Genomic DNA, 20241 nt, shown 5'->3' on the forward strand with positions numbered 1-20241 from the left:
ACGAGGCGCTACGCGCCGCCCCTTCCGTTCCGTCGCCCGACCACCACCCCTCAACGAGGCGCTACGCGCCGCCCCTTCCGTTCCGTCGCCCGACCACCACCCCTCAACGAGGCGCTACGCGCCGCCCCTTCCGTTCCGTCGCCCGACCACCCCTCAGGAGCCGTGATGCCCGAAGCCGTGATCGTCTCAGCCGCCCGCTCCCCCATCGGCCGCGCCTTCAAGGGTTCCCTGAAGGACGTGCGCCCGGACGACCTGACCGCCTCGATCATCCAGGCCGCCCTCGCCAAGGTCCCCGAGCTGGACCCGAAGGACATCGACGACCTGATGCTCGGCTGCGGCCTGCCCGGCGGCGAGCAGGGCAACAACCTCGGTCGCATCGTCGCCGTGCAGATGGGGATGGACCACCTCCCCGGCTGCACCGTCACCCGCTACTGCTCGTCGTCCCTGCAGACCTCCCGCATGGCGCTGCACGCCATCAAGGCCGGGGAGGGCGACGTCTTCATCTCGGCCGGCGTCGAGACGGTCTCCCGGTTCGCCAAGGGCAACTCCGACAGCCTCCCCGACACCCGCAACCCGTTCTTCGCCGAGGCCGAGGCCCGTACCGCCGCCGTCGCGGAACAGGAGGGCACCACCTGGCACGACCCGCGCGAGGACGGTCTCGTCCCGGACGCCTACATCGCGATGGGCCAGACCGCCGAGAACCTGGCGCGCGCCAAGGGCGTCACCCGCCAGGAGATGGACGAGTTCGGCGTCCGCTCGCAGAACCTCGCCGAGGAAGCCATCAAGAACGGCTTCTGGGAGCGCGAGATCACCCCGGTGACGCTGCCCGACGGCACGGTCGTCACCAAGGACGACGGCCCGCGCGCCGGAGTCACCATGGAGGGCGTCTCCGGCCTCAAGCCCGTCTTCCGCCCCGACGGCCTGGTCACCGCCGGCAACTGCTGCCCGCTCAACGACGGTGCCGCCGCGCTGGTCGTCATGAGCGACACCAAGGCCCGCGAGCTCGGCCTGACCCCGCTCGCCCGGATCGTCTCCACCGGCGTCTCCGGCCTCTCCCCGGAGATCATGGGCCTCGGCCCGGTCGAGGCGAGCAGGCAGGCCCTGTCCCGCGCCGGTCTCACCATCGACGACATCGACCTGGTCGAGATCAACGAGGCGTTCGCCGCCCAGGTGATCCCCTCCTACCGCGAGCTCGGCATCCCGCTGGAGAAGCTGAACGTCAACGGCGGCGCCATCGCCGTCGGCCACCCCTTCGGCATGACCGGCGCCCGCATCACCGCCACGCTCATCAACTCCCTGCAGTTCCACGACAAGCAGTTCGGCCTGGAGACGATGTGCGTCGGCGGCGGCCAGGGCATGGCCATGGTCATCGAGCGCCTCAGCTGATCGGCTCGACCCGACCGGCCGCCTCGGACGGCCGCCTCGGACGGCCGCCTCGGACGGCCGCCTCGGCCGCCCGCCGCGGCGAGCCGCAGAGTAGCCGGAGCGGCACGGTCGGTGAGGCCACGGCCCGGAACCCCTGCGCCACCGGGGTTCCGGGCCGTTCCGTGATCCAATCGCCCCCAGGATGTGACCTATCTCCTTCGTCGAGGAGATTTACGCAGGTCAGAGCCCTGCTCCCGGTCAGACCGGAAACCACACTCTGTCCGTTTCGTGACGTTACGCACTGACAGATGGTTAGTCCGCCCTTCAAGCTGATGTAGGAAGTCGGGGTCGACCTTGAACCGGGAGTACGTCAGTGAGCGCCATGCCGATCGCCCTGCTGGTCACCACGGCCGCCACCGGCGCCGTGGGCGTCGCCGTCCTGCGCAGCATCTTGGTGCTGCGCCGACAGGTCGCGGCTCTGCACACCGAGCTGGCCAGGAACAACACCGCCGCCCTGCGCGCGCTGCTGCCCACCGCCCGCGCGGCCCACGCCGACGAGATACGCGCGGCCGTGGCCGAGGCGCTCGCGGAGGAACGGGAACGGGAGCTCGCCGAGGCGCGGGCGTTCTGGGCCGCCCAGGAGGCCCGTGACGTCTCCGACGCGCCCACCCTGCTGGGCCTGGCCGACAGCGAGCTGTTCCTGCCGCGGCAGGCCGATCTCGTCGGTCTGGAACCGGTGACCGAACCGGGGGCCGACGCCGACACGTACGCCCCCAAGGACTCCAAGGACTTCAGGGACCCCAAGGACCTCGTCCAGGGCGGCACCCCCGCGGACTCCCCCGAGCTGGCCGCGGCCCGCCGCCGGCACCCCTCGCACCCGGACTTCGTGCCCCACCCGGCCCCTGCCGTCGCCGACGACGAGCGCACCGTGTCCACGCTGGAGGAGCTGGCCGCCTCCGAGGTGGAGCTGACCGAGGTCCGCCCCGGCCCGCTGGGCACGCTGGACGTCTACGTCTTCGCCGACGGCACGACGCTGTGCATGACACCGGGGCACCGCGAGACCGCGGAGCGCCTGGCCGCGGCCCTGCGTGAGGGCGAGACCCCGTTCCTGCTCGGCGGCTCCGGCGTCTCGGGCGCGTACACGCTGACCTTCGCCTGCGGCGAGGAGAACGTCTACATCCTGGCGGACCGCGTCATCGCGTCCCTCTGACCCGGGGCGCCTCCCCGCGGGCCGCCTACACCCCGGCGCGTTTCTGTGCCTCCTCCACGAGCCGCACCGCCTCCTCGACCTCCCCCTCGTTCTTCAGTACGAGGGCCAGGTCGTGGCCGGCGACGGAGATCTGGTCCGCGGCGGCGAACATGCCCGCGTCGGGCATCTCCCGGGGCTCGGTGCCCGGCTCCTCGACACGCTGGGTCCGCCGCGCCAACTCCCTGGCCAGAGCCAGTGCCTCGGCAGCGGCTCCCCGCTGCAGCCGGCTCTGCGGCGCGGCCCGCAGACGGTCGGCGAAATGGTCCACGGCACGGATGAGGGGCGTCGTATCAAGCACGCGGTGAGCGTACGCGGCGTGGTGGGGCTGTTGCCAACGGACGGACACTCAGGCACGGTGACCTGAAGGACCGGCTCACACCCCTGCGCTGGAGGCGCCGATGTCCCAAGTCTTCTCCGAGGAGACCCATCGCAACCTGCTCGCCCGCATCCCGCACTGCACCGGTCGTGAGATCTCCGACTGGCTGCGCACCGTCGAAGAAGGCCCGTCTCTCTTCCGCTTCGAGGAGAAGGTCAGCTGGCTCCGCCACGAATACGACCTGTCGTACGGCCACGCCAAGGCGATCGTCCACGAGTACGACCTGAGAAGGGCCGCGCGCAAGCTGCTCTAGGTGTTCCCCCGTCCGCACCACGGCGAAGGGCCCCGGGGAGACCCCGGGGCCCTTCGCCTGCACGCGCCACTGCCGTGGCGCGGCGTCAGTCGCTGCTGTTGAGGATCGAGATGAGCCTCAGGAACTCCAGGTAGATCCACACCAGCGTCAGCGTGAGGCCGAAGGCCGCGAGCCATGCCTCCTCGCGCGGGGCGCCGTAGGCGAGGCCGTCCTCGACCTGCTTGAAGTCCAGGGCGAGGAAGCAGGCACCGAGGATGATGCCGACGATGCCGAAGACGATGCCGAGCGGGCCGCTGCGGAAGCCGAGGCCGTCACCGCCGCCGAACACCGCGAACAGCAGGTTCACGCCCATCAGCAGGATGAAGCCGAGCGCGGCCGCCATCACGAAGCCGTAGAAACGGCGGTTGACGCGGATCCAGCCCGCCTTGTACGCCACCAGCACGGCGGCGAAGACCGCCATGGTGCCGAGCACGGCCTGCATGGCCGCACCGTTGGCGACGTGGGTGTCGACGATGTTGGAGATGACACCGAGGAAGACACCCTCGACGGCGGCGTACGTCAGGATCAGCGCGGGCGAGGCCTTGCGCTTGAACGACTGCACGAGCGCCAGGACCATGCCGAGCAGCGCGGCGCCGATGCCGATGCCGTAGGAACGGCTGATGTTGGCCTCGTCGACGGGCAGCAGGGCCCAGGAGAGGGCCGCGGCGACGATGAGCAGGCCGAGCGTGCTCGCCGTGCGCATGATGACGTCGTCGATGGTCATCCGGCCGGTCGCGGCCGGCGCCTGCGGCGGCGCACCATGCTGCAGGTCCTGCTGTCCGTACGGGTTCTGCGCGTAGGGGTTCTGCGCGTACGGGTTGCCGGTGGGCTGCGCGTACGGGTTGCCCTGCGTGGCGACAGCGGGACCCCCGGCCTGCGGCGCGGTGTTGAAGCCCGCGTAGCCGTTGTCGCGGCTGAACCCCCGTCGCGAGAAGACCGGGTTTCTGCTCCTCATTGCACTCCTCCATGGCCACACAGCATGGCCTTGGGCTCAAGAGTAATGGGTAGGCAAAGGAAAGACCCCCCTACCTCGGGAGGATCTTTCCCCTGTCATGCTGCGCAACACGCTACGCGGCCGCGTGATTCCCCTCACCACAGGGGCCCGAACCATGACAGATCCGGAACCTGTCCGGAACCGGCCGGAGACCATCCCCAGCCGGCCGCCCCCACGGCGCCCTCGGTTTCCTCGGAGGCATCCTCGACGACCGCGTGCCGGCCGGAGGCCTCGAGAAACGCTCAGCGGTGGATCGACACAGCCGCGGCCGGAGCGTCACCAAGAGCGGTCGAGCCCTCGCAGACGCCGTGCTCGAGACTGGTTCACCCGACTGGCTCCACACAGCCCTCGGCCGGAAGCAGGACCGAGGAGTCCGTAAGCCGCCCTGCGCGGCAGGGGAGCGGCCCGGCAGCGCGAAGGGGTCACCCCACCCGCACGGGAACGCCCCGGCCGTACGAAACGTACTGGAGCACGCCGGCGTCCAGAACTCCTCGGGGCGCACGTCGCCCTTGATCCGATCCGGGCAGCGGGGCGTCCCCGAAACCGGTGCAGCGGTCAGCTCCGGGCACCGTTCGCCGGTCGTCGTGAGGAGCAGCCGCCGCTCCTCGCCTTCGCCGAACTCTCCGAGGTGCCGGAACACCGACGTGACGGGGCCGATGACCTGCGAACCCGCAGCGAGCGCGTCTTGACCGCCCCTCGGGCCGGGCCGACAGCTTGCTCACGGGCGGGCGTGGCGGGCGAGACCTGCACGTAGCCGGTCCTGCCCTGGAGATCAACGACCCCTCACCCCCGGCGAGCAGCACCCGCAGGACCGACCCGCCGGCCGCAGGCAGGGCGCCCACAGTCGCGCGTGTTGCAGCGGAAGTGCCCGGAGCCGGACTTGAACCGGCACGCCCCTCACAGGGGCAGCGAGGTTTAAGCTCGCCGTGTCTGCATTCCACCATCCGGGCAGGCCATGGGCTCCGCGTCGGGCACACGCCGAGCCTATCGGGACCCCCCTCCCCCGCAGCCGGGTGGTGGCCCCATGTTGTCTTATTTTATTGGCGCCTGAGGGGGCATCAGGCCACGGAAAACGCCATCAGCACTTGCCACCAGCCTTGCGGGCGGAGGCCGGCCGCGCATGCGGAATGACGGAATTTCACTGCATGAACAAGGGTGCTCCACCTGTTCTGACGATGTCCGCCGCTCGGACCGCCTCCCCCCTGGGGCCAGGGTGGGCCGTCATCCCCAGGTATGACGGCGGCCCCGGTGGTCAGCCCCGAGTCGCCCCCCACAACCGGAGCAGCGGGTGACTACACGGCGGTGAGCGCGCGAAACGATGGACCAGTCCCCGTTCCCGCGTAACGCGTCGTCACGAAAGACCTCGCCGCGCATCACGTCGTCCCGACAGGAGTGCCCATCCCGTGACCACCGCACCCTCCCCCGAACTCCGTCCGGGGGGACCCCCAGCCGACCGGACCACCGCCGTGGCCGCGCGCGCCACGGACCTGTCGAAGATCTACGGCCAGGGCGAGACCCGGGTGGTCGCCCTCGACCAGGTCTCCGTCGGCTTCCGGCAGGCGGAGTTCACCGCGATCATGGGCCCGTCGGGGTCCGGCAAGTCCACGCTCATGCACTGCGTCGCCGGTCTCGACACGTTCTCGTCCGGTTCCGTGCGCATCGGTGACACCGAGCTGGGTTCCCTGAAGGACAAGCAGCTGACCAAGCTGCGCCGGGACAAGATCGGCTTCATCTTCCAGGCCTTCAACCTGCTGCCGACCCTCACGGCCCTGGAGAACATCACCCTTCCGATGGACATCGCGGGGCGCAAGCCGGACAAGGAGTGGCTGGACAGGGTGATCCGGATGGTCGGCCTGTCCGACCGGCTGAGCCACCGGCCCGCGCAGCTGTCCGGCGGCCAGCAGCAACGGGTCGCCGTGGCACGGGCGTTGGCCTCCCGGCCCGACATCATCTTCGGCGACGAGCCCACCGGCAACCTCGACTCCCGTTCCGGCGCCGAGGTGCTCGGCTTCCTGCGCAACTCCGTGCGCGAGCTGGGGCAGACGGTGGTCATGGTGACCCACGACCCGGTCGCCGCGGCCTACGCGGACCGGGTGGTGTTCCTCGCGGACGGCAGGATCGTGGACGAGATGCACGGGCCGACGGCCGACTCGGTGCTCGACCGCATGAAGAAGTTCGACGCCAAGGGCCGCACCAGCTGAAGCGACGTCATCAGTCGTACGTACACCGCTGATTGAAACGACGTCACCGGTCGACGTCCTGACGTCCCGCACCCCCTCCTTCCGCCCTCGTACCTCCGGACCCGAGAAGACACCCAATGTTCCGTACCGCCTTGCGCAATGTGCTCGCGCACAAGGCCCGGCTCCTGATGACCGTGCTCGCCGTGATGCTCGGCGTGGCCTTCGTGTCGGGGACCCTGGTCTTCACCAACACCATCGCCGACGCTCTCCAGAAGAGTTCCGCCAAGGGCTTCGACCACGTCGACGTCGCCGTCACCGCCGAGTGGAAGGAGCCCGAGGGCGACAAGGTCGGCGAGTACCACGAGCTGACCCCGGCCATGGTCGACACCAGCGCCGGGGTGCCGGGTGCCGCGCGGGCCATCGGGATCGTCCAGGGATTCACCGCCCTCGCCGACAAGGACGGCAAGCTGATCGGCGACGGCTTCCAGTCGCAGGGCGGCAACTACTGGGGTGACGACGACCCCCGCTACCCGCTGACCGACGGACGCGCGCCCAAGGGCGCCGGCGAGATCCTCATCGACTCCGAGACCGCGAAGCGCACCGGCTACCAGGTCGGTGACACCGTGCGGATGTCGGTCGACGGTCCGGTGCTGGAGCCGGTCGTCACCGGTGTCTTCACCACGGACGACGGCAATGTCGCGGCCGGCGGGAGCCTCACCCTGTTCGACACCGCGACCGCGCAGGAGCTGTTCGGCAAGGCGGGCACGTTCGACGAGATCGCCGTCAAGGCGAAGGACGGCGTCTCCGAGACCGCGCTGCGCTCGCAGCTGGAGAAGGCACTGCCCGCCGGCGCCGTCAGCACCAGGACCGGCGACGAACTCGCCGACGCGCAGGCGGAGATGATCGCCTCGTCGATGAGCGGTATGAAGCAGGGCCTGCTGGTGTTCGCCGGTATCGCGCTGTTCGTCGGTACGTTCATCATCGCCAACACCTTCACCATGCTGGTCGCCCAGCGCACCAGGGAACTGGCGCTGATGCGCGCGGTCGGCGCCTCCCGCCGGCAGGTCACGCGGTCGGTGCTGATCGAGGCGTTCCTGGTGGGGGCGGTCGCCGCCGTGGTCGGGCTGCTCACCGGTATCGGCATCGGCGCCGGGCTGCGTTCCCTGGTGGGGTCGCTGGGCGCGACCATTCCCGACGGCCCCTTGGTGATCACGCCGGGCACCGTCGGCACCGCGTTCGCGGTCGGCATCCTGATCACCATGCTCGCCGCCTGGCTGCCCGGCCGCCGGGCCGCGAAGATCCCGCCGGTGGCGGCGATGAGCTCGGTGCACGCCGAGGCGACGACCAAGTCGCTGGTGCTGCGCAACACGCTGGGCGCGCTCTTCGCGGGGGCCGGTGTCGCGGTGGTCCTGGTGGCCACGACGATGGACGGCTCGGACGGCCAGGCCCCCATGGGGTTCGGCGCGGTGCTGCTGATCATCGGTGTGTTCGTCCTGACACCCCTGCTGTCCCGCCCGCTGATCGCCGCCGCGGCTCCGGTGCTCCGCGTCTTCGGGGTGTCCGGGAAGCTGGCCCGGCAGAACTCGGTGCGCAATCCGCGCCGTACCGCCGCGACCGCGTCCGCGCTGATGATCGGACTCACCCTGATCACCGGTATGACGGTGGTGGCGGGCAGCCTGCAGAAGTCCATCGACAAGATGGCGGCCTCCTCGATCGAGGCCGACTACGTGGTGTCCATGGCGAACGGCCACGGGCTGAAGCCGGACGTGGGGCGCACGTTGCGGGAGGCCGACGGCGTCACCGCCACCAGCCCCATGCGCAACGCGGCGGCCCGCATCGACGGGGGGACCGTCTTCCTGACCGGCGTCGACGGCGCCGCGATCGGCGAGCTGACCGAGTTCCCGGTCCGGGAGGGCGCCTTCGAGGTGGGCGGCACGCGGATCGTCGTCGACCACGAAACGGCCGAGAGCCGCGGCTGGAAGGCCGGTTCCGACCTCACCGTCGCCTACGAGGACGGCGAGAAGCAGAAGCTGACGGTCGCCGGTGTCTACGAGGGCAACGAGATGTTCCGCGGCATCATGCTCGACACCGCGACGCTCGCCCCGCACCAGTCGGACCCGGGCGACATGCTGGTCCTGGTGAAGACCTCCGGCGGCGCCTCCGACGCCGCGAAGGACAACCTGGAGAAGGCCCTCGGCACCAACCCCGCGATCAAGATCCAGGACAAGCAGGACCTCTCCGACGAGTTGGCGCAGATGTTCACGCTGGTACTGAACATGGTCTACGGGCTGCTGGCCATGGCCGTGCTCGTCGCGGTGATCGGGGTCATCAACACCCTGGCCATGTCGGTGTTCGAGCGGTCCCAGGAGATCGGCATGCTCCGCGCGGTCGGCCTGGACCGCAAGGGCGTCAAGCGGATGGTCCGCCTGGAGTCCCTGGTGATCTCCCTGTTCGGCGGGGTGCTCGGCATCGGGCTGGGCGTGTTCTTCGGCTGGGCGGCCGGTGAGCTCCTGGGGACCAGGATGTCGACGTACGAACTGGTCCTGCCCTGGGACCGGTTGGCGGTCTTCCTGCTGCTGGCCGGTGTCGTGGGCGTTCTGGCGGCGCTGTGGCCGGCCCGGCGGGCGGCACGGCTGAACATGCTGCAGGCGATCAAGACCGAGTAAGCCGGACGGCACGCACAACCGAACAGCACGCGCGGGCGGGCCCCGTCGCGACGACCGGTCGTCGGTCGCCGCGACGGGGCCCGCCCCTTCGCGTCGGGACCCGGGGTGATCCGTTCAGTTCCAGGTGCGGGTGCGCAGGGGGAGGCCGGAGGTGCCGGAGTCGGGGGTCTTCACGGCCAGCACCTGGTTGACGCCGATGCGGCCGCGTTCGAAGGCGAGCGCGGAGGCGGCCATGTACAGCAGCCAGACGCGGGCGCGTCCCGGGCCGGCGAGCGTGACGGCCCGGCCCCACCCCGCCTCCAGGTTCGCCACCCAACGGCGCAGGGTGAGGGCGTAGTGCTCGCGGATCGACTCGACGTCACGCGCCTCGAAGCCGGCCCGCTCCAGCAGGGACACCGTGGTGCCCACGGGGGCGAGTTCACCGTCGGGGAAGACGTAGGCGTCGATGAACGGGTCCAGGCGGTACGCCGATTCGTCCCGCTGCGGGCGGCGCGCGATCTGGTGGTTCAGCAGCCGTCCGCCGGGCTTCAGGAGGCGGTGCAGGGCCGTGGCGTACTCCAGGTACCGCTGGGCGCCGACGTGTTCGGCCATGCCGATCGAGGAGATCGCGTCGTAGGGGCCGTCCGGGACGTCCCGGTAGTCCTGGACCCTGATCTCGACGCGGTCGGTGAGCCCTTCGTCGGCGACGCGCTTACGGGCGTGGGCGGCCTGCTCCTGGGAGAGGGTGATGCCGACGACGCTCACGCCGTGCTCGCGGGCGGCGTGGATCGCCATGGAGCCCCAGCCGCAGCCCACGTCCAGCAGGCGCCGGCCCGGTGCCAGGGCGAGCTTGCGGCAGACGAGTTCCAGCTTGTCGCGCTGGGCCTCCTCGAGGGTGCCCTGCGGCGGCGGGGCCGGCCAGTAGGCGCAGGAGTACACCATGGACGGGCCGAGGACGATCTCGTAGAAGTCGTTGCCGACGTCGTAGTGGTGGCTGATGGCGCGTCGGTCGCTGCGCTTGGTGTGCAGGCCGCGGCGGGGCCTGCGGACCTCCTCCGGCGGCGGACCGGGCGGCAGCGGCGGGCCCGCCAGCCCGAGGAGGCCGCGGACGGCGGAGCGGACCTCGGGGTCGCGCAGCGACCGGGCCAGGGTGGGGGCGTCCTCACCGCGCTCCCAGACGAGGCCGGAGACCAGGCCGAGGGCGGTGTAGAGGTCGCCGTCGATGCCGAGGTCACCGGTCACCCAGGCGCGGGCGAGGCCGAGTTCGCCCGGCTTCCACAGCAGGTGGCGCACGGCCCGGCGGTTGCGTACGACGAGGGTCGGTGCGCCCGGGGGGCCGGCTTGTGATCCGTCCCAGGCGCGGATGCGCAGCGGGACGGGTGTGCCCAGCAACTGTTCGATGAGGCCCTTCAGCCGCGGAGCGGCGTCTCTCATGGTGTACACCTCCGCTAGGTGCGTCCCCTGCCCGAGCGAGGTCGAGAGCTCGGGGAAGGCGATCCCGGAATGTCCTCACCACGTAAGCACCTGCGGGCCGCGGACAGTACCCGGCGCGCGTCAGGACCGGGCAAAAGCACCGAAGGGGCCGCCCGCACCACGGATGGCGGGCGACCCCTTCGGGTGACCGACGGCCCTGAGGCCGGACGGGACCGGGCCCGAAGACCGGCGGGTCAGGAAGCCTTGGCCTCGGCCTTCTCGGCCTTCTCGGTCTTCACCGGCTCGGCGGCCGCGGGCGCCGGGGCCGGCTTCGCGGCCTCGTAGAACTCCTCGCGCGGGGACTGGATCGCACCCAGCGAGACGACCTCGCGCCGGAGGAACACGGCGAGCGTCCAGTCGGCGAAGACCCGGATCTTGCGGTTCCACGTCGGCATCGCCATGCCGTGGTAGCTCCGGTGCATGTACCAGGCGAGACGGCCCTTGAGCTTGATCTTCATCTTGCCGACGACGATCATCGCGACACCCTTGTGCAGGCCGAGGCCCGCCACCGCGCCCTTGTTGGCGTGGCTGTACTCCTTCTGCGGGAAGCCCCGCATGGCGGAGACCACGTTGTCGCCGAGCACCTTGGCCTGGCGCAGCGCGTGCTGGGCGTTCGGCGGGCACCAGGCGTTCTCGTTGCCGGCCTTGCGGCCCACGAGGTCCGGCACCTGGGCGTTGTCGCCCGCGGCCCAGATGTAGTCGCTGCCGGTGACCTGGAGGGTCGGCTGGGTGTCGACGTGGCCGCGCGGGCCCAGCGGGAGGCCGAAGCGGGCCAGGGCCGGGTTCGGCTTGACGCCCGCCGTCCACACGATGGTGTTGGAGTCGACCTCGAGGCCGTTCTTCAGCACGACGTGGCCGTCGACGCAGGAGTCCATGGAGGTGGAGAGGTAGACCTCGACGCCGCGGCCCTCGAGGTGCTCCTTGCCGTACTTGCCGAGCTTCGGACCCACCTCGGGGAGGATCTTGTCGGCGGCGTCGACGAGGATGAAGCGCATGTCCTCACGGGACACGTTCTTGTAGTACTTGGCCGCGTCCCGGGCCAGGTCCTCGACCTCACCGATGGTCTCCGCGCCCGCGAAGCCGCCGCCGACGAAGACGAAGGTGAGCGCCTTGCGGCGGATCTCCTCGTCCGTGGTGGAGTCGGCCTTGTCGAGCTGCTCGAGGACGTGGTTGCGCAGGCCGATGGCCTCCTCGATGCCCTTCATGCCGATGCCCTGCTCGGCGAGGCCGGGGATCGGGAAGGTGCGGGAGACCGCGCCGAGCGCGATCACCAGGTAGTCGAAGGGCAGTTCGTAGGCCTCGCCGACCAGCGGCGCGACCGTGGCGACCTTGCGGTCCTGGTCGATGGTGGTGACCCGGCCGGTGAGGACCTCCGCCTTGGGGAGCACGCGTCGCAGGGGGACGACGACGTGCCGCGGGGAGATGTTGCCGGCGGCGGCTTCGGGCAGGAAGGGCTGGTAGGTCATGTACGACCGCGGGTCGACGACGGTGACGGTCGCCTCGCCGTAACGCATCTTCTTCTGGATGCGCCGAGCTGCGTACAGGCCTACGTACCCACCGCCTACTACGAGGATCCTGGGACGCTCCGTGGTGCTCATGCCATCGAGTATCCACCCGCCCTCGGGGGTGGGCTCGTGCGCCCCTTCACAAGCTCGACCAGTGCCTGTGTTACACTTCCCGACTTTTGTGATCAAGCCCATGCCGGGAAACGGGAACGAGTACTCGATGTGACCCGTTGTCAATACCTCGTGAGCTGCCCCTCTTCGGTTTTTGGGGCACCATGAGGCCGCGGACAGGGCTTCTGCGGCAACCGGTTCGGGGGCACTCGTCCACACCTTCTGAACGTGTTCAAAGGGGGTTTGGGGGCCCGAAAGGGTCAACCGGGCCCTCTTCTTCGGCCCGTCGGGGCCGATTCCTTGTGAAGAACTTCACGAACTTTCCCGCCGACACCCGCCGGAAGGGGCCGATCGGCCCCTTCCGATCACCGCTCAACCGGTGTCCGCACTGCTCAGCAGAGTGCTACTCGCCGGCGGCGACGGACCACGCGATGCCGTCGAGGATGTCGTGCTCGCTGACCACGACCTCCTTCGCGTCGATCCGTTCCATGATCGAGAGGAGGACGAGAGCGCCCGCGCCGATCACGTCGACACGGCCCGGGTGCATGGACGGGACCGCCGCGCGCTCGGCGTGGGTGGCACGCAGCAGCCACTCGGTGATCTCGCGGACGCGCTCCCGGGATACCCGGGAGTGATGGATGGCCGCCGAGTCGTACGCGGGAAGCTCCTGGGCGATCGCCGACACCGTCGTGACCGATCCGGCCAGGCCGACCAGGGTACGCGCCTCGCGCAGCGGGACCGTCTCCTCGGCCCGGTCGAGGGCGGCCTCGACGTCGGCGCGCATCGCCGCGATCTGCCGCTCGGTCGGCGGGTCCGCCACCGCCCCGTCCCGCACCAGGTGCCGCTCGGTCATCCGCACACAGCCCACGTCGACGGACCGGGCCCCGCGCACGCGGTCGTCGCCGACGACGAACTCGGTGGAGCCGCCGCCGATGTCCACGACCAGGAACGGGCGGCGCAGGTCCGCACGCCCCGTCAGTTCCTTGGTGGCGCCGGTGAAGGAGAACTCGGCCTCCTGGTCGCCGGAGATGACCTCGGGCTCCACCCCCAGGATGTCCAGCACCCCGCGCACGAACACGTCCCGGTTCTCGGCGTCGCGCGAGGCGGAGGTGGCCACGAAGCGCAGACGCTTCGCGCCGTGCTTCTCGATGATCCCCGCGTACTCGCGGCAGGCGGCGAACGTCCGCTCCAGCGCCTCGGGGGCGAGCCGGCCCGTGCGGTCGACGTCCTGGCCGAGCCGGACGATCGTCATGCGCCGGTCCAGGTCGGTCAGTTCACCGGTCGCCGGGTCGGCGTCGGCGACCAGGAGCCGGATGGAGTTCGTACCGCAGTCGACGGCGGCCACCCGGGACCCCGCGCTCACTGAGCGTCCTCCTTCGGGTCGGCCGGCGCGTCGCCGGGCAGGGTCACGCAGGGGCCCTTGCGCCACCACTCCGGCAGCATCGCGAGCGCCTCGTCGCCCAGCGGGTTGACGCCGGGGCCGGCGGCCAGCGAGTGGGCGACCAGGACGTGCAGGCACTTCACCCGGTCCGGCATCCCGCCGGCGCTCGGGAAGTCCTTCAGTTCCTCGATCTCGTCACGGCGCCGGATGTAGTCCTCGTGCGCCGCGCGGTAGGCGGCCGCCAGCTCCGGGTCCGCCGCCAGCCGCTCCGTCATCTCCTTCATCACGCCGTTCGCCTCCAGCGTGCCGATCGCGGAGTTCGCCTTCGGGCACGTCAGGTAGTACAGCGTCGGGAAGGGGGCGCCGTCGGGCAGCCTCGGCGCGGTCTCGACGACGTCGGGCTGTCCGCAGGGACAGCGGTGCGCGATGGCGCGCAGCCCGCGCGGGGGCCGCCCGAGCTGCTGCTTGAAGGCCTCGACGTCCGCGTCGGTCGGCTCGGTGCGCGGGGTCGGGGGCGGGAGGGTGTCCATACGTGTCTTCCTGCGGGTCTCTGTGCGGGGCGTGCGGCCCTTCCGGGCTCCTGAAGGGCTTCGGGGCCCGGGGGGGCTCCGGAAAAGGCTCCGGGAGGTGGTGCGGTCCGGAACGACGGCTGAGGGTAATAAGGCTAAACCCGGGGGCTCACCGCGCGGCGGCGTCGGACTTGTCGACCCCGTCCCAGACGTTCGCGTACCAGGGGCGGTCGGCCGCCCCGAGGTCGGTGCGCGACTTCTCGGCCGTGCCCGGGTCGATCACGATGTAGCCGGTCTCGCCGGGCATGACGTAGTGCAGCCGCTCGCGGGCCCGCTGCTCGGCGTAGGCATCGTCCTGCCAGCGCGCCTTGAGGTCGCGCAGCTGCTCGACCCGTCGGCGGGCCTCGTCCTGCTCCTGCTGGAGGTCGGCGATCTCGGCGCGCTGGGACACGTACTGCCGCATGGGGTAGGCCAGCGCCACGATCAGCGAGCAGACCACCAGGGCGAGCAGCGCGGCCCGGCCGGTCAGCCGGGAACGGCGGGCCTGGCGTCTGGTCTGCGAGCGGTAGACCCGGGCCGCGGTCTGCTCACCGATCAGCCGGATCCTGGTCGCGGTGGAGAAGCGGTCCCGGTCCTTCACGGCCATGTCCCCGTCTCCCGTTCACATTTCATACGCGCGTACGTCCCCGGACACGGTACGGGACCGTGTCCGGGGACGTACGGACGACTGGCGGAGCCGCGTCGTCAGGCGTTGCGGAACCGCGGGAAGGCGCTGCGGCCCGCGTACACCGCGGCGTCGTCGAGGATCTCCTCGATGCGCAGCAGCTGGTTGTACTTGGCCACGCGCTCGGAGCGGGCCGGGGCGCCGGTCTTGATCTGGCCGCAGTTGGTGGCGACGGCCAGGTCGGCGATGGTGACGTCCTCGGTCTCGCCGGAGCGGTGCGACATCATGCACTTGAAGCCGCTGCGCTGGGCCAGCTCGACGGCGTCCAGGGTCTCGGTCAGCGAGCCGATCTGGTTCACCTTCACCAGCAGCGCGTTGGCGGCGCCGTCCTCGATGCCGCGGGCCAGGCGCTCCGGGTTGGTGACGAACAGGTCGTCGCCGACGATCTGGACCTTGTCGCCGAGCTTGTCGGTGAGGGCCTTCCAGCCGGCCCAGTCGTCCTCGAACAGCGGGTCCTCGATGGAGACGAGCGGGTAGTCCGCGACGAGCCCCTCGTAGTACTCCGTCATCTCGGCGGCGGAGCGCTCCTTGCCCTCGAAGAGGTACACGCCGTTCTTGTAGAACTCGGAGGCGGCGACGTCGAGCGCGAGGGCGATCTGCTCGCCCGGGGCGTAACCGGCTTCCTTGATGGCCTCGAGGATGAGGTCGAGGGCCTCGCGGTTGGAGCCGAGGTTCGGGGCGAAGCCGCCCTCGTCACCGAGGCCGGTGGACAGGCCGCGGTTCTTCAGCACCTTCTTCAGGGTGTGGTAGACCTCGGTGCCCCAGCGCAGGGCCTCGGAGAAGGACTCCGCGCCGATCGGGGCGATCATGAACTCCTGGATGTCCACATTGGAGTCCGCGTGCGAGCCGCCGTTGAGGATGTTCATCATCGGCACCGGCAGCAGGTGCGCGTTGGGTCCGCCCAGGTAGCGGAAGAGGGGCAGGTCGCTGGCCTCGGAGGCGGCGTGGGCGACGGCCAGGGAGACACCGAGGATGGCGTTGGCGCCGAGGGAGCCCTTGTTGTCGGTGGCGTCCAGGTCGAACATCGCCTGGTCGATCAGGCGCTGCTCGGTGGCGTCGTAGCCGACGAGCTCCGGGCCGATCTGCTCGATGACGGCCAGGACGGCCTTCTCCACTCCCTTGCCCTGGTAACGGTCGGGGTCGCCGTCACGGAGTTCGATGGCCTCGAAGGCGCCGGTGGAGGCGCCGGACGGGACGGCGGCACGACCCGTGCTGCCGTCGTCGAGGCCGACCTCGACCTCGACGGTGGGGTTGCCTCGGGAGTCCAGGATTTCCCGGGCTACGACGACGTCGATGGACGGCACGAGCATCTCCTTCATGGATGTGACGCGGATCAGCCGGGCCGCGGGGGCCCTGCGGGACGAGCCTATCCGGCTCCGGGCGATCGGCCATCCGGTCGGCCGCCCCTCGGACGGAACCGAGAGTAAATTGTTTCCGAACGGAACAAAGACGGGCCCGGAAACCGGGACCACCCTCGCACCCTCCGGTGGGCACCGAGCACCGGACACCGGAAAGGTCCCCCATGTACGGAAAAGCCCCGCCCCGGTGCGTACGGGGAACACGCACCGGGGCGGGGAGCCCCCGCGGGGACGGGGGAGGCCCCGTGGGGACGGGGAGGGAACTCCGTGGGGACGGAGCCCTGAGCCTGCGGCCGCCGCCTTACTTCAGGTGCAGCTGCTGGCCCGGGTAGATGAGGTCGGCGTCCTCGACGATGTCGTCGTTCAGCTCGAACAGCTTGTTCCAGCCGCCCTTGACGCCGTGCTCCTCGGCGATCGAGCTGAGGGTGTCGCCCTTGACGACCTTGTACTCGCCGTCGCCCTTCTCGACCTTCTCGCCGGTCGGGGTGGTGACGGTCTTCTTCTCGGCGACCGGACGCTCGTCGGAGCGGGAGGCCTTCTGCTCGGTGGAGCGCTCGGGGGCGGAGCCGGTGCTCTGCTCCTGGGTGTTCTGCTTCTGGGTGCTCTGCGAGGAACCGTTGTTCTGGTTCCCGGTGCTCTGACCGGCGCCGCCACCGGTGTAGGCGGCGTTGGACAGGCCCTTGCCGCAGACCGGCCAGGCGCCCTTGCCCTGACCCGCGAGGACCTTCTCGGCTATCTCGATCTGCTGGGCCTTGCTGGCCCGGTCGGCGGTGGCGGCGTACTGCGTGCCGCCGTAGCCGGCCCAGGTGGAGGCGGAGAACTGCAGACCGCCGTAGTAGCCGTTGCCGGTGTTGATGGACCAGTTGCCGCCGGACTCGCACTGGGCGACGGTGTCCCACTCGGAGGCGGTGGCGGCGGAAGCGTTGCCGGCCGCCATCAGCGGGGCGGCGACGGCGGCACCGGTGACGCCTGCGACGGCGATGACCCGGGTGGCCTTGGACGGACGACGGTGCTTGCCCTTGCCGGAAAACAGCATGGAAGGATCCCCTCACCGACGCCTACGAGGTGAGCTGTCGGGTTCGGGCCGGTTGAGTTGCCCGGCCGCGTCCCTCACGGGACGCGGCTTCACCCCTAGCCGATCCGGCGTCAATCACCGGATGCGGCGCCTACCTTGGTTCCCCCGCTCCTGCCTACGGCGCATGACGCGACGACTGTTCCCGTGCTGCCACTGGCAGGATTCGGCGTGGCGGCAGCCGGGGCCCGCGGTGGCGAGCGGTCCTGACGGTAGACACGCGCGCTGCGGATAATCAAAGACGATCAGGGCTTCTGAGACCTATCTCTCATCGCCTTTATAACGGACATTCAGCGCGAAACGTGACCTCAACTGCCGCCACCGCCGCACCTTTTCGAATGTCAGCCTTCGTCCGATCCGAACCCGAACGCAAGCGTCTGACCGGGAAGGATGAGACCGGAACCCGCCGCCCCCGCACCCTCGCCGCCCCCGCTGTACTGGGCGAGCCACCCGCCGCCGAGCGCAAGGGAGTCGGCGGCGGCCGAGGAGCCGCCTCCGGTGCCCGCGGGGGCCCTGTCGGCCGGGGACGAGACGTCGAGGCCGCGCGAGAAGCCGAGACCGCCGCGCGAGGCGTGCCGGCCGGAGGCTCCGGACTCGCGGTCCTCGCGCACCTCCTCCTCGGCGCTGGCGCCGCGGTGGCGGCCGGTGGGGGCCTCAATCGCGGACGCGTCCGAAGAACCCGCCTTCTGCCCCGACTTGCCCGAGTCGCCCCCCTCGGCGGAGGCCGAGGCGGAGGGAGAAGCGGAAGCGGAGGGAGAGGTGCCGGACTCGGCGTCCGAACCGCCGGACTTGGACGCTTCACCCGCCTTTTCCCCCTTATCACCCTCAGCACCCTTACTGCCCTTGTTGTCCGATGAGGCGTCGGAGGACTGCGAGGGCGACGGAGTGGCGGAGCTTCCGGTGCCGGACGAGTCGTACGACGAGCCGCCGTCCGCGCCGGTGTCCGCACCGGCCTTGCCCGAGTCGGCGTTCAGACCCGACAGCAGGCCGCAGGCCCGCCACGCGCCGACCCCCTGGTCGGCGAGGATCTTCTCGGCCACGGCTATCTGCTGGCCGCGGCTGGCCTGGTCGGCGCTGGACGCGTAGTCGAGGCCGCCGTACTTCTCCCAGTCCGCCTGGGTCAACTGCAGGCCGCCGTAGTAGCCGTTGCCGGAGTTCTGGCTCCATGAGCCACCGGACTCGCACTCCGCGACCCGGTTCCAGGTCGAGCCCTCGGCCGCACTGGCACCGCCGGCCCCGAGAAGCGGAATCGCGATGGCTGAGCCGGTCACTCCGGCAGCGACGACGAGAGCCGGAGCCTGGCGGGGGCGACGGTGACGACCGTTCCCGGAGAGCATGCGGAGACCTTTCGCAGGAAAACAGTTACCCGCACGGCGAGTCGAACTGCGCAGCTGTGCAACCGAGGCACCGTGCTTGATGGGTGAACGTAGCCGCAGACAATCACTTGTCACAAGTTCATGCCGCGCAGATCACACGAAGATCACAGAGCTGACCGGGCGTCATGTCCGCGCCGCTCCACCGACGATGCGACGGACCGTGCCCGAAGGGGTCCCGACCGTCACTTCGGAGGCGTACGGAGGCCGCACAAAGGCCACTTCGACGGCAATCCGGCGGTCGTCACGGGCCCGTCCGGCGAGTCGCTTCGGCAGACCTTCGGCGGCCGTGCGGTGGGTCACTTCGGCCGTGGGCTGAATTCCACCGGCAGGGTCCGCAGTCCGCGCATGATGAGCCCGCCGCGCCAGCGCAGTTCGGCCGGATCCGACGCGAGCCCGATGTCCGGCAGCCGGGTCAGCAGCGTGGCGAGCGCGGTCTGGCCCTCCAGCCGGGCCAGCGGGGCGCCCAGGCAGTAGTGGATGCCGTGGCCGTACCCCAGATGCTGGTTGTCCCGCCGTGCGAGGTCGAGCACGTCGGGATCGGCGAACCGCTCCGGGTCGCGGTCCGCGGCGGCCAGGACGACGAGGACCGGGTCGCCGGCCGCGATGTGCTGCCCGCCGAGGGTGAGCGCCTCGGTGGCGAACCGCCAGGTGGCCAGCTCCACAGGCCCGTCGTAGCGCAGGAGTTCCTCCACACCGGTCTCCAGCAGCCCGCGCTCCCCGGCGGCGAGTGAGGTTTGCAGGCGCTCGCGCTGCTCGGGATGGGTGAGCAGGGCGTAGGTGCCGTTGCCGATGAGGTTGACGGTGGTCTCGAAACCGGCGAACAGCAGGATGAACGCCATGGCGGCGGCCTCGTTCTCGGTGAGGTGCTCACCGTGGTCGGAGGCGCGGATCAGACCGGAGATGAGGTCCTCGCCGGGGTCGGGTTCGGCGGGCAGTGCCTCGCGCTTGCGGTGGATGAGGTCGGCGAGGTAGCCGCGCATCTTCTTCACCGACCGGGCGACCCCGCCCCGGGGCCCGCCCTGATGCCGGATCATCATGCCCGCCCAGTCGCGGAAGTCGTCCTGGTCCTCCCGGGGGACGCCGAGCAGGTCGCAGATGGCGTAGATGGGGAGCGGGAAGGCGAACTCGTGGATGAGGTCGGCGGAGCCACGCTCCGCGAACCGGTCGATGAGTCCGTCGGTGAGCTCCTGCACCCGGGACTCGAACTCGGCGACGCGGCGCGGCGTGAACGCCTTGCTGACCAGTCTGCGCAGCCGGGTGTGGTCCGGCGGGTCGATGTTGAGCAGGTGTGTCATCAGCTCGGCCTTGCGCTCACCGGGGATGCCGGTCTTGCCCTTGGCGTGGGCGGGCTCGTCGTGGTGCGCCGGGTTCTTGGAGAGACGGGGGTCGGCGAGGGTCTGCCTGGCGTCGGCGTACCGGGTGACCAGCCAGGCCTCCACCCCGCTGGGCAGCCGCGTCCGGTGCACGGGCGCGTGCTCGCGCAGCCAGGCGTAGGCGGGGTAGGGGTTGCTCGCGAACTCCCAGGTGAAGAGTTCGGGGGCGGTGTTCTCGGACTGGGGCTGGTGCTGGTCGGTCACACCCCGACGGTATCCGCCCCCTGCCTGCCCCTTCCTCCCCCGCCTGTCCTCCCG

General features: G+C 70.7%; 16 protein-coding genes, 1 tRNA gene, 1 pseudogene and 1 riboswitch. Of the genes and pseudogenes, 6 read left to right on the forward strand and 12 right to left on the reverse strand.

Annotated features, from left to right (window positions below; all coding sequences use genetic code 11):
* The first annotated feature begins 165 nt into the window (after positions 1–165).
* Both AB0I73_RS26370 and AB0I73_RS26375 read left to right on the forward strand, forming a co-directional pair.
* The gene (locus AB0I73_RS26370; protein ID WP_363041267.1) at positions 166–1386 is read left to right on the forward strand and encodes an acetyl-CoA C-acetyltransferase; all 1221 of its coding nucleotides are present in this window, start codon (positions 166–168) and stop codon (positions 1384–1386) included.
* Between the two features lie 352 nt (positions 1387–1738).
* Positions 1739–2575 carry a hypothetical protein gene (locus tag AB0I73_RS26375; RefSeq protein ID WP_363041269.1) on the forward strand — a complete coding sequence of 279 codons (837 nt, stop codon included), beginning with the start codon at positions 1739–1741 and terminating at the stop codon, positions 2573–2575.
* 25 nt (positions 2576–2600) lie between these two features.
* Here AB0I73_RS26375 and AB0I73_RS26380 read toward each other — a convergent pair whose 3' ends face one another.
* The gene (locus tag AB0I73_RS26380; RefSeq protein ID WP_363041271.1) at positions 2601–2912 is read right to left on the reverse strand and encodes a hypothetical protein; all 312 of its coding nucleotides are present in this window, start codon (positions 2910–2912) and stop codon (positions 2601–2603) included.
* Between the two features lie 100 nt (positions 2913–3012).
* On the opposite strand from AB0I73_RS26380, the gene AB0I73_RS26385 reads away from it, so the two are divergent.
* On the forward strand, positions 3013–3243 hold the full coding sequence (locus AB0I73_RS26385; protein WP_363041273.1) for a DUF4287 domain-containing protein: 231 nt from the start codon (positions 3013–3015) through the stop codon (positions 3241–3243).
* Positions 3244–3328: 85 nt separating this feature from the next.
* Here the strand turns inward: AB0I73_RS26385 and AB0I73_RS26390 are convergent, their stop codons facing one another.
* Complete coding sequence (locus tag AB0I73_RS26390) at positions 3329–4237, reverse strand: Bax inhibitor-1/YccA family protein (protein WP_363041275.1); 909 nt, start codon at positions 4235–4237, stop codon at positions 3329–3331.
* Between the two features lie 276 nt (positions 4238–4513).
* Here AB0I73_RS26390 and AB0I73_RS26395 point away from each other — a divergent pair.
* Positions 4514–4629 (forward strand): annotated as a pseudogene (locus AB0I73_RS26395) (HAD family hydrolase); the annotation flags it as partial.
* A 512-nt stretch (positions 4630–5141) separates the two neighbouring features.
* Here AB0I73_RS26395 and AB0I73_RS26400 read toward each other — a convergent pair.
* Positions 5142–5226, reverse strand: a tRNA-Leu gene (locus AB0I73_RS26400).
* 453 nt (positions 5227–5679) lie between these two features.
* Here AB0I73_RS26400 and AB0I73_RS26405 point away from each other — a divergent pair.
* On the forward strand, positions 5680–6477 hold the full coding sequence (locus AB0I73_RS26405) for an ABC transporter ATP-binding protein (RefSeq protein WP_363041277.1): 798 nt from the start codon (positions 5680–5682) through the stop codon (positions 6475–6477).
* A gap of 116 nt (positions 6478–6593) precedes the next feature.
* On the forward strand, positions 6594–9122 hold the full coding sequence (locus tag AB0I73_RS26410; protein ID WP_363041279.1) for an FtsX-like permease family protein: 2529 nt from the start codon (positions 6594–6596) through the stop codon (positions 9120–9122).
* Between the two features lie 114 nt (positions 9123–9236).
* Here the strand turns inward: AB0I73_RS26410 and AB0I73_RS26415 are convergent, their stop codons facing one another.
* The 9 genes from AB0I73_RS26415 to AB0I73_RS26455 form a co-directional block, all read right to left on the reverse strand.
* The gene (locus AB0I73_RS26415; protein ID WP_363041281.1) at positions 9237–10535 is read right to left on the reverse strand and encodes a cyclopropane-fatty-acyl-phospholipid synthase family protein; all 1299 of its coding nucleotides are present in this window, start codon (positions 10533–10535) and stop codon (positions 9237–9239) included.
* 233 nt (positions 10536–10768) lie between these two features.
* Positions 10769–12172 carry an NAD(P)/FAD-dependent oxidoreductase gene (locus tag AB0I73_RS26420; RefSeq protein WP_363041283.1) on the reverse strand — a complete coding sequence of 468 codons (1404 nt, stop codon included), beginning with the start codon at positions 12170–12172 and terminating at the stop codon, positions 10769–10771.
* A gap of 421 nt (positions 12173–12593) precedes the next feature.
* On the reverse strand, positions 12594–13553 hold the full coding sequence (locus AB0I73_RS26425) for a Ppx/GppA phosphatase family protein (RefSeq protein ID WP_363041285.1): 960 nt from the start codon (positions 13551–13553) through the stop codon (positions 12594–12596).
* The gene (locus AB0I73_RS26430) at positions 13550–14101 is read right to left on the reverse strand and encodes a DUF501 domain-containing protein (RefSeq protein ID WP_363041287.1); all 552 of its coding nucleotides are present in this window, start codon (positions 14099–14101) and stop codon (positions 13550–13552) included. The genes AB0I73_RS26425 and AB0I73_RS26430 overlap by 4 nt, the downstream gene beginning before the upstream one ends.
* Before the next feature lie 148 nt (positions 14102–14249).
* Positions 14250–14726, reverse strand: a complete 477-nt coding sequence (locus AB0I73_RS26435; protein ID WP_363041289.1) for a septum formation initiator family protein — start codon at positions 14724–14726, stop codon at positions 14250–14252.
* Between the two features lie 98 nt (positions 14727–14824).
* Positions 14825–16108, reverse strand: a complete 1284-nt coding sequence (gene eno / locus AB0I73_RS26440) for a phosphopyruvate hydratase (protein WP_363041291.1) — start codon at positions 16106–16108, stop codon at positions 14825–14827.
* A gap of 355 nt (positions 16109–16463) precedes the next feature.
* Positions 16464–17198 carry a transglycosylase family protein gene (locus AB0I73_RS26445; RefSeq protein ID WP_363041293.1) on the reverse strand — a complete coding sequence of 245 codons (735 nt, stop codon included), beginning with the start codon at positions 17196–17198 and terminating at the stop codon, positions 16464–16466.
* Between the two features lie 4 nt (positions 17199–17202).
* Positions 17203–17370, reverse strand: a riboswitch (cyclic di-AMP (ydaO/yuaA leader).
* A gap of 205 nt (positions 17371–17575) precedes the next feature.
* Positions 17576–18571 carry a transglycosylase family protein gene (locus AB0I73_RS26450; RefSeq protein ID WP_363041295.1) on the reverse strand — a complete coding sequence of 332 codons (996 nt, stop codon included), beginning with the start codon at positions 18569–18571 and terminating at the stop codon, positions 17576–17578.
* Positions 18572–18906: 335 nt separating this feature from the next.
* Entirely contained in the window at positions 18907–20187 is a 1281-nt protein-coding gene (locus AB0I73_RS26455; RefSeq protein ID WP_363041297.1) for a cytochrome P450, read from the reverse strand.
* Between the last annotated feature and the right edge of the window lie 54 nt (positions 20188–20241).

Origin of the sequence: Streptomyces sp. NPDC050388 (genome assembly GCF_040655635.1) — a bacterium.
In the GTDB taxonomy this organism is placed as follows: domain Bacteria; phylum Actinomycetota; class Actinomycetes; order Streptomycetales; family Streptomycetaceae; genus Streptomyces.